The organism is Bradyrhizobium sp. BTAi1 (assembly GCF_000015165.1).
Taxonomy (GTDB): domain Bacteria; phylum Pseudomonadota; class Alphaproteobacteria; order Rhizobiales; family Xanthobacteraceae; genus Bradyrhizobium; species Bradyrhizobium denitrificans.
Genome location: NC_009485.1, coordinates 5,347,529 through 5,362,896, shown reverse-complemented (window position 1 = coordinate 5,362,896; position 15,368 = coordinate 5,347,529). Strand labels below are relative to the sequence as shown.

The window sequence follows — 15,368 nt, the reverse complement described above, 5'->3', positions numbered from 1 at the left end:
AAGGCCGCTCTTATGCGCGGCGGCTCTGCCTCAGGCCCGCCTGTTGTCCGACACCACATTGGTCCGATCGCGTCACGACTGTTTCCCGCTGTTGCCATTCGTGTCTGCGCATCTCGTCCGCCTCGAAGGATGCACGGGGTGGACCACATTGCAACGCAATCATCGTGCTGACATCGATGGCCTCCGGGCCATCGCCGTCATCATCGTCATTCTCTTCCACCTGAGAATTGCGGGCTTCGAGGCGGGCTTCGCCGGCGTCGACATCTTCTTCGTCATCTCCGGCTATCTCATCACCGGCCAGATCCTGCGCGATCTCAGGGCCGGACGGTTCGCGCTGTCGGAGTTCTATCTGCGGCGCGCGCGGCGCATCCTGCCGGCGCTGATCACGACGATTGCCGCGAGCTTTGCGGTCGGCTGGCTGTTCCTGTCGCCCGAAGCCCTGCGCCAGCTGGCGAAGGAGGCGACGCACGGGCTGCTGTCGATCGCCAACGTGCAATATTGGCGCGAGGCGAGCGCCTATTTCGCGCCGAATGCGGACCAGCTGCCGCTGTTGCATCTGTGGTCGCTGTCGCTGGAAGTGCAGTTCTATGCGTTGGCGCCGCTGCTCCTGATGTGGATCGGCCATGGCCGGGCGGTGTTTCGCGCCATCGCGGCCGTCGGATTGGCGTCCTTCGTCCTGGCGATCCTGTACTTGCCTTATGATTCCGACGCCGTGTTCTTCCTGACGCCATTCCGGGTGTTCGAGTTCGCGCTCGGGGCGCTCGCCATTCCGCTGGAGGCGCGTCTCGCATCGGCGCCGCGGGCCCGCGCCGTCGCGGCGGCCTGCGGCGATGTCGTCCTGCTCGGCAGCCTCGCGGTGATCGGGCGCTATCAGGCCTATGCAGGCGTGGCCGCGATCCTGCCGTGCCTCGCGGCCATGATCATCATCGCAGCCAACGCGCCGACATCGCTGATGATGGCTGGTCCGGTCCGTGCCATCGGCGCGGCGTCCTACTCGCTCTATCTCGTGCATTGGCCGGTGATCTTTTTCGCCGGCTTCATCTTCGGCGACGCCGCGCAGACATTCGCGGGACTTGTCGCACAGCTTGCGCTGATGGCGGCACTGGCGGCGCTCATGTTCGTCGCGGTCGAGCAGCCGATGCGCCGGCTGCGCTGGCCGCGCTGGACGCAGGTGGCCGGCTTCGCGTCCGTTCTGCTCGCCGTCACCGCGGTCACCCATCTGACGTTCCGCGCCCATGGCGTCGTCTCGCGGCTGCCGGCAGATCAGCTTGCGCTGTTCCAATTGCAGGGCTTCGGTCTCAACAAATGCGGCCGCGCGGTCGATCGCATCTGCGTATTTGGCGACCTCGCGGGCACGCGCGGCGTCGAGCTGCTGGGCGATTCCTATGTGCAGCAATATGTCGCCGCACTCGATACGACCCTCAAGACCCGCGGCATGATCGGACATGTCTCGACGATGAGCGGCTGTCCGGTTCTGTCGGGTCTGAGCGCCGAAGGAGCGCGCGCACGGGTCTGCGCGGAGCTGCGCGACAGCGAACTGCCGCGGGTCCGGCAATCGCAAGCCGATTACGTCGTGATCGGCCAAGCTTGGCAGAACTATCTGGATCTCGGTGACGGCCCAGCGGCCGAGGCCCGCAACGCCGAGGTCGCGGCCGATCTGGTCGAGACGATCCGTCTGCTCGACCGGCCGGGCCGGCATTTCCTGGTCATCGGCGGCCAGGTCAGGCCGGTGAATTGCGGCTTCGATCAGCTGCGCATGCTGCCGGGACCGCGCTGGCATGCGCCGGCCAAGCCGTGCGATCCCGTGCCGAAGGCCGAAGCCGTCGCCGCCAATCGCACCATCGATGCCGTGCTGTCGCAGGCGATCAGGCCATTGGCCAAGGTGGCGCTGCTCAGGCCGTCCGAGGTTTATTGCGACCGGGACTGTCCGGTCGTGCAGGACGGCGTGTGGCTGTTTCAGGATGCCGGTCACTTCACCGTGGCAGGAGCGCAGCGCATGGGCGAGCGCGCCGCCCCGATCTTTGCGCGGTTCCTGGCAGACGACTAGCGCGATTGCGCAGCGCCTTGTTCGCCGATGGACGTTATGGTGCCGGCCGAGCTCAGCGCCGGCGACGCCGCGACGATGCGGGTGGCCGCAAGCTCCGATCCCTGCGCGGTGAAGTGGCCGTCGTCCCAGGCGAGGGGAGCGCCGTCCGCCGTCTGCAGCACGCAGTGCTTGTCGGGGCAGAGCAGATCAAGCAGCGACACGTAGTCCGTCTGCGGCATGGTCTTCAGCAGGTCGCGAAGGAAGGCGTCGACCGCGAAGAACATCGCCGGCACATGGCCGTCGCTGTCGACGCCGAAGCGCGATGAAGCGATCAGCAGATAAGGCAAGGGCCGGTCGAATTGCGGGCTCGGCCCGATCACCACGACGCGGCTGCCGGCGGCCGTCGCCGCGGCGATCGTGGCAAACAGATCCGCGCGCGCGGCCGGCGCCATCACGCTGCGCGTCCAATTGCCGGAGAGGATCACGATATCAGGCGCGTGCTCGCGCAGCAGCTCAGGCAGGCGGCGATTGAATTCGCCGCACGCCGCCGACTGGCCGCGTTCCAGGTAGGGAACGCACTGCGCCATCGTGGCGCGGCGCAACGTCGCCTGCGGCATGGCCCGCTTCAGCCCGTCAACGAGGTGCGCGGCATGGCTGTCGCCCCACAGCAGGATGTTGGAGCCGGGACCGCGCGCGAGGCACGACGGCTGCAACGCTTCGAACGTCTGACCCGGGCTCAGGAAGCAGGTGCCTTCCTCATAGACGCCGCTGTGGTCGTAGTTGATAAAACCCGCCAAAGCCTGCTGTTGCGGCGAGAAACGGCCGGGAAAGCCGGCGGACCAGATCGTGATGACCGCAATCAGCAGCGCCGCGGCGCCGCTCGCCGCGAGCCTCCGCGCCGTGACCGGCCATTCGGCGCGGCGTGCCGGCTGCTCGACCAGATAGAAGCTCGCCAGCGCCAGCGCGGTGCAGGCGGCGAGCAGACCGAGCTTGTCCATCGCCGAGCTCGGCGGACCCCAGATGGCGGTTGCGAAGGAGACGACCGGCCAGTGCCAGAGATAGAGCGAGTAGGACCACAGGCCGACGGCGATCATCGGGCGTGTGGCCGCGAGGACGAGCCTGTTCGGTGTCGGCTGGGCCCAGATCACCGCGGCCGTGCCGAGGCAGGGCAGCAGCGCGGCGACGCCGGGGTAGGGCGTGCGCGGCGAGAACACATTGACCGAGGCGCCGAGCGCGATCCATCCCAAGGTCGCCGCGCCGATACGAAGTCGCTGGCTTCGGAGTGGCGGCACGATCTCGACCGCGAGCAGCGCGCCAAGCGCGAGCTGCCAGGCGCGCGCCGGCAGCAGATAGAAGGCGGCTGCCGGCTGGATCCGGGTCTGCACCACGCAGAGCAGGAACGAGGCGACACAGATCGCAACCAGGCTCGCCAGCATCAGCGACCGCCGTCGTGCGAAGATGGCCGGCGCGAGCGCGGGGAAGATGAAGTAATATTGCTCCTCGACGCCGAGCGACCAGGTGTGCAGCAGCGGCTTGGTGATGGCGGCCGCGTCGAAATAGCCCTGCTGGGACCAGAACAGGATGTTCGAGCTGAACGCCAGGACGGAAAGCGCCTGCTGCGCCGCGGACAAGGTCTGCTGCGGCAACAGGACGACGCACGCCGCCAGCAAGGTGGCGCACAGCATCGCAAAGGCGGCCGGCAGGATGCGGCGGGCGCGACGCCGATAGAAGGCCGCGATCGAAAACGTGCCGGCACGGGTCTCCGCGCGGATGATCCGGGTGATCAGAAAGCCCGAGATCACGAAGAAGACGTCCACACCGACATAACCGCTGCGGAACGGCGAGATGTCGTAATGGAATGCGATCACCGACGACACGGCAAACGCGCGCAGGCAGTCGATGTCGGGACGATACTCGGTCGAACTCACGATGGTGTCCGGGCGCTGCCACACGCCGACCACACGGCCGGTCCTCGCATTCGAGGCGCCCTCATGAGCTCGGATTGTCGCCATATTATGAGAAGAATCTCGCACGAACTGGATCATGTCGGCAAGCCACAATGCCGATGAATTGACGGGGGCGCGGGCCTCTGCGGCTTGCCTTCACAGACTTGCCTCAATGGCGTGGTGGCCTCGTTGCAGTTTGTGCGTCGAGCGAGCGTGTCATGCGTACATTGGGGCGGAATGCCGGTTATGCCGGCTTGTTATGCGGCGTTGTTCTATTTCAGGTTGCTTTGACGGCCGTCCAAGCGCAGGGCGCGGAACCCGGTGGAGGCGCAGCCGCAGCCCCCGTGGGTGAGGTCGCCAAGGACGCGGCGACGACGGATGCGCTCAAGGACAGTGGCCCATTCGGTGGCTGCGAGCCGATCGGCATGACCGCATCCGGCGAACTGGTGTTTCCGCTCGACTGCAAGAAGGTGATCAAGAAGCCAGCCGCGGCGCCGGTGGCCGAGGACAAGCCGCCGGGAGACGACAAGACGGCATCCACGGATGCGAAACCGAACCCGCCGAGCCAGGCTGCCGTGGCCGACACGCCTGCCGCTGCCGAGACCAAGCCTGCGGGCGAGGCGACCGCGCAGGCCCCCGCGACGCCCCCCGAATCGAAGCACCCGGCGACCTCCGACAAGGTCGGGCCGGCCCAGAAGGCCGCCGCCGATCCCGTCGCGGGGTCCAAGCTTGCAACGGGCAAGGCGGCCGCGAGCGCGAGCAAGAGCGCCACGAGCAAGGCAGCGTCCAGCAAGGCGATGCCGGACGAGCCGGGGGCGGGTCATTTGACGCCGGGTACGATGCCGCCGGGCAGGGCAGCATCCGGCAGGACGGCCGCGGCGACCAAGGACCCGTCGGTCAAGGGCGGCCAGCCCGCCGCGCCGAAGGGGGCGAGTGAGGATCGGGGCAAGGAGGCCAAGGCCGGGGAGAAGGGCAAGGAGGCCAGCAAGCGCACGACGGCGTCTGACAAGAAGCCGCTGATCGTGATGGCCAAGCCGGCTGCCGTCACCACGCCGGTGGCGGCGCGCCCGCAAGCGGAGGAAACGCCAAGGCTCCGCACCGCCGGCATGCCGGCCTGTGTCCAGTTCCGCAGTTATAATCCGACGACGCGGAGCTATCGCGGCTTCGACGGCCATGTCTATGAGTGCAAGTGAAACCGGCTGAAACCGGCGGCTGAGCCGCGGCTTCCTCCAGCGGCCCCGTTAAAGGGGGATGCTGCTTGGGCATCGGCGTGCCGCCGGTCGGCAAGCGGGCTCCGGACATGCTATAGACCGGAACCGACTTGCCTCCTGCGTGCGCCTGCCGACCTGACATGACCGATCCTCAATCCGACCTGTTCGAGATGCGCCGGCTGGAATCGCTGTCCAACACCATTTTCGGTGTGGCGATGACGCTGCTGGCCTACGACCTGCCGAAGCCGAATTTCGCCCAACTGCCCGGCTGGACGGAGCTGGCGCACACCTATTCGGGCCGGCTGGCCGGGCTGGTCCTGAGCTTCATCATCGCTGGCGTGTTCTGGATCAGCCATCACCGCAGGCTGGCGCGGCAGCCATTCGGCAGCCGATTCATCGTGATCCTCAATTTGTTCTTCCTGCTGTCCATCGTGCTGCTGCCGGTGACCAACGGCCTCTATGGCAGCTACCGTCTCTCGAGCGCGGTGGCCGTGCTCTATGGCGTTCACCTGACCATCATCGCGGCGTTGAACGCCGCGCTGTGGTGGCTTGCGCTTCCGGGCGCCCGCTCCGCCGAGATCGTCGGCGCCGTCTTCCCCGTCATCGTGTTCGTGCCCGGGATCGCGATCGCGGCGTTCTCGCCCGATTATGTGCAGTATTTCTGGATGCTCGGCTTCGGCGGGTTCCTCGCCCGGCGCTGGGTGCGCCCGGCGCCGGCAAAGGCGGCCGAGAAAATTCCTCAATAAAAAACGCGGCGGGCCGTTGGACCCGCCGCGCTTCCGATCTTGAACTCGCTGGTCCAGGGCTGAGATCGCCCCGTTGCCGAGCCGCGATGGCGCTGCGACGCTGACGAATCACGCGCTCATCGCATACTGCTCATCGAGAGCCGCTGCTCAGCGGGCGATCCCAGCGAGGTGACAGCGCTTGGTGAAAGACACTGGATCACCTCCTTTCGTTGTTGACGATAAAACCAGTATAGGGCGCTCCCGGCCGCCTGGGTAGGGGGGACGATTACGGAACCCGATGACCCACCCCTCCGTGCTGCGTTGCGGTTTGCTGGTCGGCGTGACCGCTGATTCGGGCGTCCATTGGGGACAATTGATCCGATTCAATCCGCTGACCAACCTGTCCCGAAGAGGTTGAGACCCGGCGCGGACCATGTTAGGGAACGCCCCGATGCGGGTGTAGCTCAATGGTAGAGCAGCAGCCTTCCAAGCTGAATACGAGGGTTCGATTCCCTTCACCCGCTCCATCCCCTCCCATCGTCGGAGGGGGCATTCGGCGACGCGCCCGCCATTCGGCCGACTAATCGCAATAGATGTTGTTGCCGATCCGCCGGCATGTCCGGCCGTCGCTGAAATAGGTCGTGTTGCCGATCGTATGGGATGACTCGCCGTCGCTGTAATAGGTGTGATTGCCGATCTGCTGCGAGCTGGAGCCGTCGCTGTTGTAGGTGAATGGCCCGATCTGCCGCGACGAGGAGCCGTCGCTCCAATAGGTGTTGTTGCCGATCCGTTGCCCGGATACGCCATTGTCGCAAATGATCTGATGGCCGAGCAGCTGGCAATTCTCCGCCACGGCCGCGGTTGTCATCGACAGGCTGACGGCGATCGCGAAAACATGGCGCATGGGGAAGTTTCCTTGGATTGCGGCATCAAAACGCAACCTCGGCGAGCGCGCAACAGAAAAGCGGTCGGCAGTCGCTGTCAGCGGCGGGTCGCGCGCGGCTTCATCTTGGCGGCCGGCTCGCCGGCCCGGAAGGCCCGCATCTGTCCGCTCAGGAAGCGCAGCAGCTGACCCGCGGCATGCGGCAGCTCGCGGCCGCGGCGGGTGATGACGCAGGCTTCGCTCGACGACAGCAGGCGGTTGTCGATCGGGATCGCTGCAAGCGAGCCGTCGGCGAGATCGGCGGCGATCGAGAACGCCGGCAGCAGCGTCAGGCCGAGGCCGCTCTTGACGAAATGGCGGAGCACATTGATGGAGCTGGTGGTGAGCTTGGGTGCGAGGGCGATCCGTTCCGCCGCCTCTGCCATGGCCAGGATCTGCCGCGTGCCATAGCTTGGATGCATCAGGCCGAGCGGGTGATCGACGAGCTCGTGCAGGCGCAAGGGACGGTTGAGGCCGGCCAGCGCGTGACCGGGCGGCAGGATGGCGCACAGCGGCTGCCGGCTTGCGGTCGCCACGCGGATGCGAGGATCGGCGCTCGGGTTGAACACCAGGCCGATGTGATAGCGGTCCTCGGCCACGGCGTTGACGACCTCGTTGGTGCCGGCGAGATCGAACGCCATGGTCAGATCCGGATGGCGCAGCCAGAAGCGGCCGAGCGGGCCCGACATCAGGTCGCTGACGAAGCCTTCGCCGAGCACGATGTCGACATGGCCGCGTTTGAGCCCCTGCAGCTCGCGCAGCTTCGCAACCGTGTCGGCCTGGTCGGCCTCCCATTTCCGGAAACGCTCGACCAGCAGCGCGCCGGCTTCGGTGGCGCGAATGCCGCGACTGAGGCGCTCGATCAGGCTGAGCCCCAGCTCCTTCTCCAACAGCGCGATCTGTCGGCTGACCACCGAGGCGTTGATGTCGAGCGCTTCCGCTGCGGCGCGCACCGAGCCCAGCCGCACCGCTTCATGGAGATATTGCAGACGATGATGGTCGAGCAGGACGGCGGACATGATGCATCGGGAGTGTTGACCTGCAGTCAACACTAGCGCGACGCGCCGCTGATGTCTGCCGCAAATCGAGGCGGCTACGCTTCGCAGGCAATCTCGGCAGGAGGCGTCGTGACCGCAGTCGGTATCATCGGACTTGGCAATATGGGGCGGGGCATGGCGCTGACCCTCAAGGGCGCGGGCTTCGCCGTGACCGGCTATGACGCAGCCGCGGCCACGCGGGAGATGCTGGCCGCCGAGGGCATCGCGATCGCCGACGGGATCGACGCGGTGGTCGCCGCGGCCGATATCGTGATCCTCTCGCTGCCGACCGCCGAGATCGTCGAGCGCGTGGTGGAAGGCGCCGGCGGCATTCTTGCGCATGCGCGGGCCGGTGTCATCATCGTCGACACCTCGACCTCCCATCCCGAGACCTCGCGCCGGCTGGCGAGCCTGCTCAAGGCGTGCGGCATGGGCTTCGTCGATGCGCCGGTCAGCGGCGGACCGAAGGGCGCCGCGACGGGCACCATGACCATGGTGATCGGCGCCGACGACGCCGATCTCGCTTGCGTCCTGCCGGTGCTGGAGCGCATGAGCGCCAAGCGCGTGCATGTCGGCGGGGTCGGTGCGGGCAACGTCGCCAAGATCGTCAACAACCTGCTATGCGCGGCGCATCTGCTCACCGCCGCCGAGGCGCTGCGTATCGCCAAGGCCGCCGGCGTCGATGCCGGGCGGCTGCTCGAAGGGCTCAACGCCGGTTCGGGGCGATCGGGCGTCACGCTCGTCAACGTGCCCAACTGGATCCTCAACGGCGCCTTCGATTCCGGCTTCACCATGCAGCTGATGCGCAAGGACGTCCGGTTGGCGGCGCAGTTCATCGGCGAGCTGGGCCTGGCTCTGCCCATGGCTGCCGATACAGCGCGCATCTGGGCGGAGAGCGCAACCCGCATCGCCGATCCCGAGGATTTCAACCGCGTCGTCGAGCTACAGCTCGGTCCGATCGCGAAGCCATGAGAGTAGCCATGACCCATTTCATCGATTCCCGCTTGCGCGACGCCGCGCTGCCGTTCTGGCCTGATGTCGCGAGCGTCGGCTCGCATGTCGGCGGTGATCTCGTCATCGGCCGCGGCGCGACGATCTCCGTCAATGATCCCGCCACCGGGCAATTGCTGTTCAGCTATGCGGATGCCGGCGCCGACGTGGCGGCCAAGGCCGCGGCGGCGGCCGTGGCGGGGCAGGCCGAATGGGCGCGCCTCACGGCGGCCGGTCGCGGCCGCATGATGCAGGCGATCGCCCGCGCGATCCTCGCCGCCGCCGAGCCATTGGCGCAGCTTGAAGCCTTGTCCGCCGGCAAGCCGATCCGCGACACCAGAGGCGAGGTCGCCAAGGTCGCGGAGATGTTCGAATATTATGCCGGATGGGCCGACAAATTCCACGGCGAGGTCATCCCGGTGCCCTCGAGCCATCTCAACTACACACGCCGCGAGCCCATGGGCGTGGTGTTGCAGATCACGCCGTGGAATGCGCCGATCTTCACCGCCGGCTGGCAGATCGCGCCTGCCATCAGCATGGGCAATGCGGTCATCCTCAAGCCCTCGGAGCTGACGCCGCTGACCTCGCTGGCGCTGGCGCTGATCGCCGAGCGCGCGGGCCTGCCGAAGGGCGTCGTCAACGTGCTCGCCGGCTTCGGTCACAGCACGGGGCAGGCGGCACTGGCGCAGCCGGCGGTCAAGAAGGTGGTGTTCGTCGGCTCGGTGCCGACAGGGCGGCTGATCGGCGAGGCTGCGGCGCGGCGGCTGTTGCCGTCGGTGCTCGAGCTCGGCGGCAAGTCGGCCAATATCGTGTTCGCCGATGCCGATCTCGAACGCGCCGCCATCGGCGCGCAGGCGGCGATCTTCGGCGGCGCCGGGCAGAGCTGCGTTGCGGGCTCCCGGCTGCTGGTGCAGAGCGCGGTCTATGACCGCTTCGTCGATCTGGTCGCGCAGGGCGCGGCCAAGATCAAATGCGGCGATCCGCTGTCGGCCGAGACGGAGATCGGTCCCATCAACAATGCCAAGCAATATGATCACGTGCTGTCGTTGATCCGCGAGGGCGCGGACGAGGGCGCCGAGATCGTGGCCGGCAGCAATGGTGAGAGCACGCCCGGCGGCTACTACGTGAGGCCGACCGTGCTCAAGAACGTCACCAACACGATGGGCATCGCGCGCAAGGAAGTGTTCGGCCCCGTCGTCGCCGCGATCCGCTTCGAGACCGAAGAGGAGGCGATCGCCATCGCCAATGACAGCGAGTTCGGCCTCGCCGGCGCGGTGTGGACGACGGATGTCGCGCGCGCACATCGCGTGGCCGCACAGGTCAAAGCCGGCACGTTCTGGATCAACTCCTACAAGACGATCAACGTCGCCTCACCCTTCGGTGGCTACAATCACAGCGGTCACGGCCGCTCCTCCGGCGTCGAGGCGCTGTATGAATATACGCAGGTGAAGAGCGTATGGGTCGAGACCGCGGCGGAGCCGGCGGTGGCGTTCGGCTACGCGCCGGGCCTGCGCGAATGAGACGGCTTGCGCGGGCGCCGCTCCATGGCATGATCAGTGCAAGAGCTGCGCGCCCACATCACGACAATTGAGTTCCGGAATAAGGAACGGATCATGCCGCGCTTTGTCAACGTCGCCATCGGCCAGCTCGGCCCCATCGCCAGGAGCGAGCCGCGCCACGCGGTGGTCAGGCGGCTGACGGCGTTGATGCGCCAGGCGCACGCCAATGGCTGCGACCTCATCGTCTATCCCGAGCTCGCGCTCACGACCTTCTTCCCGCGCTGGTACATGGCCGATCAGGCCGAGATCGACTCGTATTTCGAGCGCGAGATGCCGGGGCCGGAGACGCAGGCGCTGTTCGCACTCGCAAACGAGCTGCGCATCGGCTTTTGCTTAGGCTATGCCGAGCTCGCGGTCGAGGACGGCGTCGTGCATCGCTACAACACCGCGATTCTGGTCGACAAGTCCGGCCAGATCGTCGCGAAATACCGCAAGGTGCATCTGCCCGGGCATGCCGAGCACGAGCCGTGGCGCAAGTTCCAGCATCTCGAGAAGCGCTATTTCGAGCCCGGCAAGGCCTTCGGCGTTACCGATGCGTTCGGCGGCGTGATCGGCATGGCGATCTGCAACGACCGCCGCTGGCCCGAGACCTATCGCGTGATGGGGCTGCAGGGCGTCGAGATGGTGCTGATCGGCTACAACACGCCGGTGCACAATCCGCCGGCGCCGGAGCATGACGACCTCTCGCTGTTCCACAATCGCCTCGTGATGCAGTCCGGTGCCTATCAGAACGGCACCTGGGTGATCGGCGTCGCCAAGGGCGGCATCGAGGAAGGCGTCGACCACATCGCCGGCAGCTGCATCATCGCACCCTCCGGCGAGATCGTGGCCGCATGCGCCACCAAGGGCGACGAGATCGCGCTGGCGCGCTGCGACCTCGATCTGTGCAACTCCTATAAGCAGACGATCTTCAATTTCGACGTCCATCGCCAGCCGCAGGCCTATCGCATGATCGTCGAGCGCAGGGGCACGACGCGGATGGCCGATGGCGCGCCGGTGCGGAAGCCGTGATGGGCGATGTTGCTGCACGGCACAGTGCCGTAGCCCGCATGAGCGCAGCGACATGCGGGTTTACACGAGCTGTACTTGAGAACCCGGGGTCGCTGCGCTCGCCCGGGCTACGACATCCTTGCACCCCATGCCTCATTTGCGTTCAAATGAATGCACTCCGGGCGCATGGCATGGGCCTTGCTTACATTTTCGGCAGTTGAACTCAGGCACGTTGCATCAGTTGCATCAGGAGAGAACATGGATCGCAGAACGGTATTGAAGGGGTTGGCGGGCGCGGGTGGCCTCGCTCTGACCGGCGGCTTCGCGGCGCCGGCGATCGCGCAAGGCGCTGCCGCTCGCACCCTGCGCTTTGTGCCGCAGGCCAATCTCGCCAATTTCGATCCGATCTGGGGCACGCAATATGTCGTGCGCAACGCGGCGGCGATGGTGTGGGACACGCTGTATGGCATCGACGACCAGTTCGTGCCGCAGCGCCAGATGGTGGAATCGGAAGAAGTCTCCTCCGACGGCCTGACCTGGACCTTCAAGCTGCGCCCGGGGCTGAAATTCCATGACGGCACGCCGGTGCTCGCCAAGGACGTCGTGGCCAGCCTGACACGCTGGTCGGCGCGCGACCCGATGGGCCTGATGCTCAAGGCGCTGCAGAACGAGCTCACCGCGGTCGACGACAAGACCTTCAAATGGGTCCTGAAGCAGCCTTATCCGAAGATGCTGTTCGCACTCGGCAAGGGCAATGCGCCCTGCGCCTTCATCATGCCCGAGCGCATCGCGCAGACCGATCCGTTCAAACAGATGACCGAATATGTCGGCTCTGGCCCGTTCAAATTCGTCAAGGGCGAATGGGTGCCGGGCGCCAAGGCCGTGTTCGAGAAGTTCACCGACTACGTGCCGCGCCAGGAGAAACCGGTATGGCTCGCCGGCGGCAAGCAGGTGCTGGTCGATCGCGTCGAATGGGTGATCATGCCGGATCCGGCGACCGCTGCTGCCGCGCTGCAGAATGGTGAGGTCGATTGGTGGGAGAACCCGATCACCGATCTGGTGCCGGTCCTGAAGGGCAACAAGAACATCGGCGTCGACATCGGCGATCCCCTGGGCAATGTCGGCGCGTTCCGCATCAATCATCTGCATGCGCCGTTCAACAATGTGAAGGCGCGCCAGGCCATCCTGATGGCGATGAGCCAGGAAGATTACATGCGCGCGCTGGTCGGCGACGACAACTCGCTGTGGAAGCCGCTGCCGGGCTTCTTCACGCCGGGCACGCCGCTCTACACCGAGGCCGGCGGCGAGATCCTGAAAGGCAAGCGCGATCTGGTGGCGGCGAAGAAGCTGCTCGAGGAAGCCGGCTACAAGGGTGAGCCGATCACCTGCGTGGTGGCGCAGGACCAGCCGATCACCAAGGCCTTCGGCGATGTCACGGCCGATCTGCTCAAGAAGCTCGGCATGAATGTCGACTTTGTCGCCACCGATTGGGGCACGGTCGGCGCCCGCCGCGCCCAGAAGACGCCGCCCGCGCAAGGCGGCTGGCACATGTTCCACACCTGGCACGCCGGCGCGGACTGCATCAACCCGGCGGCCTACAACGCGCTGCGCGCCAATGGCGACAAGGCCTGGTTCGGCTGGCCGACCAGCGAGCCGGTCGAGACGGAGATCACCAACTGGTTCAACGCCAAGTCGCTGGACGAGGAGAAGGCGGTCGCCGCGCGCATCAACAAGGCCGCGATCGACGACGTTGTGTTCGCACCCACCGGCTTCTTCCTCGGCTACACCGCGTGGCGCAAAAACGTCTCCGGCGTGACCAAGGGGCCGATCCCGCTGTTCTGGGGCGTGTCGAAGACCGCATAACGCATGATCCGGAAAGTGGGAACCGGTTGTCCTCGCGACGAGCGCCGATGGCGCTCGTTGCGGAGATCATGCGCAAGGTGAAAGACATCTGATGCTCGCTTATGCGCTTCGACGAGTCCTGTCGACCTTGCCAGTGATGGCGATTGTCGCGCTGTTCGTCTTCAGCCTGCTGTACATCGCGCCGGGCGATCCGGCCGTTGTCATCGCCGGCGACCAGGCGAGCCCGGCCGACGTCGAGCGCATCAGAGCCAATCTCGGACTGGACCAGCCCTTCCTGGTCCAGTTCGGCAGCTGGGTCTGGCGCCTGCTGCATTTCGATCTGGGCACCTCGATCTTCACCAATCTTCCAGTGTCGGCGATGATCGCCCAGCGCATCGAGCCGACCCTGTCGCTGATGATGGTCACCCTGGTCCTGACCATCCTCATCGCGGTACCGCTCGGCGTCATCGCGGCGTGGAAGGCGGGCACCTGGATCGATCGCGTGATCATGGCGTTCGCCGTGTTCGGCTTCTCGGTGCCGGTGTTCGTGGTCGGCTACATCCTCGCTTATGTGTTTGCGTTGAAGTTCGACCTGCTGCCGGTGCAGGGCTACACGCCGCTTGCGCAGGGGTTCTGGCCCTGGCTGCAGAACCTGATCCTGCCGGCGGTGGCGCTCGGCTGCGTCTACATCGCGCTGATCGCGCGCATCACCCGCGCCGCGATGCTCGAAGTGCTGCAGCAGGACTATATCCGCACCGCGCGCGCCAAGGGGCTCGGGCAGGGCGGTATCCTGTTCATCCACGCGCTGAAGAACGCCGCGGTGCCGATCGTCACCGTCGTCGGCATCGGCATTGCGCTCTTGATCGGCGGCGCCGTCGTCACCGAGAGCGTGTTCGCCATTCCCGGCCTCGGCCGGCTCACCATCGACGCCATCCTGCGCCGTGACTATCCGGTGATCCAGGGCATCGTGCTGCTGTTCAGCTTCGTCTACGTGCTCGTCAATCTCCTGATCGACGTCACCTACACATTGGTCGACCCGAGGATCCGCTATTGACCGCCACGACCACAACATCGCCGCCGCCGGGCCTCGTCGTCGCGCCCCGCCTGCCGGACCTGATGGCCGCGCCGAAGATCCGGCGCGGCACGATCGGCTTCCTCCGCAACCATCCGACGGTGGCGATCGGCGGCGCGCTGCTGCTGCTGCTCGTCATCATCGGCGTGTTTGCGCCGTTTCTGTTCACCGTCGATCCCACCGCGATCGCGCCGGCCAAGCGCACGCGGCTGCCGTCGGCGGATTTCTGGTTCGGCACCGACGCGCTCGGTCGTGACATCTATTCGCGCGTGCTCTACGGCACCCGCGTCTCGCTCACGGTGGGGTTGGCGGTGGCGCTCGCGGCCTCGCTGATCGGACTCTCGATCGGCCTTGTCGCCGGCTTCGTGCGCTGGGCCGATGGCGTCCTGATGCGCTGCATGGACGGGCTGATGTCGATCCCGCCGATTTTGCTCGCGGTGGCGCTGATGGCGCTCACGCGCGGCAGCGTCGGCAACGTGATCCTCGCCATCACCATCGCCGAGATTCCGCGCGTCGCGCGGCTCGTCCGCGGCGTGGTGCTGTCGTTGCGCGAGCAGCCTTATGTCGACGGCGCGGTGGCCTCGGGCACGCGCACGCCGATGGTGATCCTGCGCCACATCCTGCCCAACACGATGGCGCCGATGCTGGTGCAGGCGACCTATATCTGCGCCAGCGCCATGATCACCGAGGCCATCCTGTCCTTCATCGGCGCCGGCACGCCGCCGACGATTCCGTCCTGGGGCAACATCATGGCCGAGGGCCGCGCGCTGTGGCAGGTCAAGCCCTACATCGTGTTCTTCCCGGCCGCGTTCCTCTCGGTAACCGTGCTCGCCGTCAACCTCGTCGGCGACGGCCTCCGCGACGCGCTCGATCCGCGCATGGCGAAGAGCCCATGAGTGGGGTGATTTCAAAAGTTGACGCCCGAGTTGGGGCCTCGCCCTTCGAGACGCTCGCCTTCGGCGAGCTCCTCGAGGGGAGGGGGGAAAGCGTTGTCCCTGGCGGCCGCAAAGCACCCGTTCCGCAATTGAGTTCACATGGTGAGAACCAT

General features: G+C 66.4%; 12 protein-coding genes and 1 tRNA gene. 10 read left to right on the top strand and 3 right to left on the bottom strand.

Annotated elements, in window-relative coordinates; genetic code table 11:
• The first annotated feature begins 148 nt into the window (after positions 1–148).
• Positions 149–2,047 carry an acyltransferase family protein gene (locus BBTA_RS24005; RefSeq protein ID WP_012045096.1) on the top strand — a complete coding sequence of 633 codons (1,899 nt, stop codon included), beginning with the start codon at positions 149–151 and terminating at the stop codon, positions 2,045–2,047.
• Here BBTA_RS24005 and BBTA_RS24000 read toward each other — a convergent pair.
• Positions 2,044–3,954 (bottom strand): acyltransferase family protein, encoded by a 1,911-nt coding sequence (locus BBTA_RS24000; protein WP_049795509.1) that lies wholly within the window; start codon positions 3,952–3,954, stop codon positions 2,044–2,046. The genes BBTA_RS24005 and BBTA_RS24000 overlap by 4 nt on opposite strands.
• A gap of 362 nt (positions 3,955–4,316) precedes the next feature.
• On the opposite strand from BBTA_RS24000, the gene BBTA_RS23995 reads away from it, so the two are divergent.
• The 3 genes from BBTA_RS23995 (at position 4,317) to BBTA_RS23985 (ending at position 6,435) form a co-directional block, all read left to right on the top strand.
• Positions 4,317–5,165, top strand: a complete 849-nt coding sequence (locus BBTA_RS23995) for a hypothetical protein (RefSeq protein WP_012045094.1) — start codon at positions 4,317–4,319, stop codon at positions 5,163–5,165.
• 158 nt (positions 5,166–5,323) lie between these two features.
• Positions 5,324–5,929, top strand: coding sequence for a TMEM175 family protein (locus BBTA_RS23990; protein WP_012045093.1), 606 nt, complete (start codon positions 5,324–5,326; stop codon positions 5,927–5,929).
• 432 nt (positions 5,930–6,361) lie between these two features.
• Positions 6,362–6,435 (top strand) — tRNA-Gly (locus BBTA_RS23985).
• A 53-nt stretch (positions 6,436–6,488) separates the two neighbouring features.
• Here the strand turns inward: BBTA_RS23985 and BBTA_RS23980 are convergent.
• Both BBTA_RS23980 and BBTA_RS23975 read right to left on the bottom strand, forming a co-directional pair.
• A complete protein-coding gene (locus tag BBTA_RS23980; protein ID WP_012045092.1) occupies positions 6,489–6,812 on the bottom strand; it encodes a hypothetical protein in 324 nt (107 codons plus the stop codon).
• Positions 6,813–6,889: 77 nt separating this feature from the next.
• A complete protein-coding gene (locus tag BBTA_RS23975; protein WP_012045091.1) occupies positions 6,890–7,849 on the bottom strand; it encodes a LysR family transcriptional regulator in 960 nt (319 codons plus the stop codon).
• Between the two features lie 108 nt (positions 7,850–7,957).
• Between BBTA_RS23975 and BBTA_RS23970 the strand changes: the two genes are divergently transcribed.
• From BBTA_RS23970 to BBTA_RS23945, 6 genes are all read left to right on the top strand, one after another.
• On the top strand, positions 7,958–8,839 hold the full coding sequence (locus tag BBTA_RS23970; RefSeq protein ID WP_012045090.1) for an NAD(P)-dependent oxidoreductase: 882 nt from the start codon (positions 7,958–7,960) through the stop codon (positions 8,837–8,839).
• Between the two features lie 8 nt (positions 8,840–8,847).
• Positions 8,848–10,377, top strand: coding sequence for an aldehyde dehydrogenase family protein (locus tag BBTA_RS23965; RefSeq protein WP_012045089.1), 1,530 nt, complete (start codon positions 8,848–8,850; stop codon positions 10,375–10,377).
• A gap of 93 nt (positions 10,378–10,470) precedes the next feature.
• The gene (locus BBTA_RS23960) at positions 10,471–11,427 is read left to right on the top strand and encodes an N-carbamoyl-D-amino-acid hydrolase (RefSeq protein WP_012045088.1); all 957 of its coding nucleotides are present in this window, start codon (positions 10,471–10,473) and stop codon (positions 11,425–11,427) included.
• Between the two features lie 237 nt (positions 11,428–11,664).
• Positions 11,665–13,269 carry an ABC transporter substrate-binding protein gene (locus BBTA_RS23955; protein WP_012045087.1) on the top strand — a complete coding sequence of 535 codons (1,605 nt, stop codon included), beginning with the start codon at positions 11,665–11,667 and terminating at the stop codon, positions 13,267–13,269.
• Positions 13,270–13,360: 91 nt separating this feature from the next.
• A complete protein-coding gene (locus tag BBTA_RS23950; protein ID WP_041750852.1) occupies positions 13,361–14,302 on the top strand; it encodes an ABC transporter permease in 942 nt (313 codons plus the stop codon).
• Entirely contained in the window at positions 14,299–15,216 is a 918-nt protein-coding gene (locus BBTA_RS23945; RefSeq protein ID WP_012045085.1) for an ABC transporter permease, read from the top strand. Before BBTA_RS23950 ends, BBTA_RS23945 begins: the two co-directional genes overlap by 4 nt.
• The last annotated feature ends 152 nt before the right edge of the window (positions 15,217–15,368 follow it).

Excerpts from the sequence above, each read along its gene's own strand:
- BBTA_RS23990 (WP_012045093.1), top strand. The coding sequence starts at position 5,324 with ATGACCGATCCTCAATCCGACCTGTTCGAGATGCGCCGGCTGGAATCG.
- BBTA_RS23980 (WP_012045092.1), bottom strand. The coding sequence starts at position 6,812 with ATGCGCCATGTTTTCGCGATCGCCGTCAGCCTGTCGATGACAACCGCG.
- BBTA_RS23975 (WP_012045091.1), bottom strand. The coding sequence starts at position 7,849 with ATGTCCGCCGTCCTGCTCGACCATCATCGTCTGCAATATCTCCATGAA.
- BBTA_RS23965 (WP_012045089.1), top strand. The coding sequence starts at position 8,848 with ATGACCCATTTCATCGATTCCCGCTTGCGCGACGCCGCGCTGCCGTTC.
- BBTA_RS23960 (WP_012045088.1), top strand. The coding sequence starts at position 10,471 with ATGCCGCGCTTTGTCAACGTCGCCATCGGCCAGCTCGGCCCCATCGCC.
- BBTA_RS23955 (WP_012045087.1), top strand. The coding sequence starts at position 11,665 with ATGGATCGCAGAACGGTATTGAAGGGGTTGGCGGGCGCGGGTGGCCTC.
- BBTA_RS23950 (WP_041750852.1), top strand. The coding sequence starts at position 13,361 with ATGCTCGCTTATGCGCTTCGACGAGTCCTGTCGACCTTGCCAGTGATG.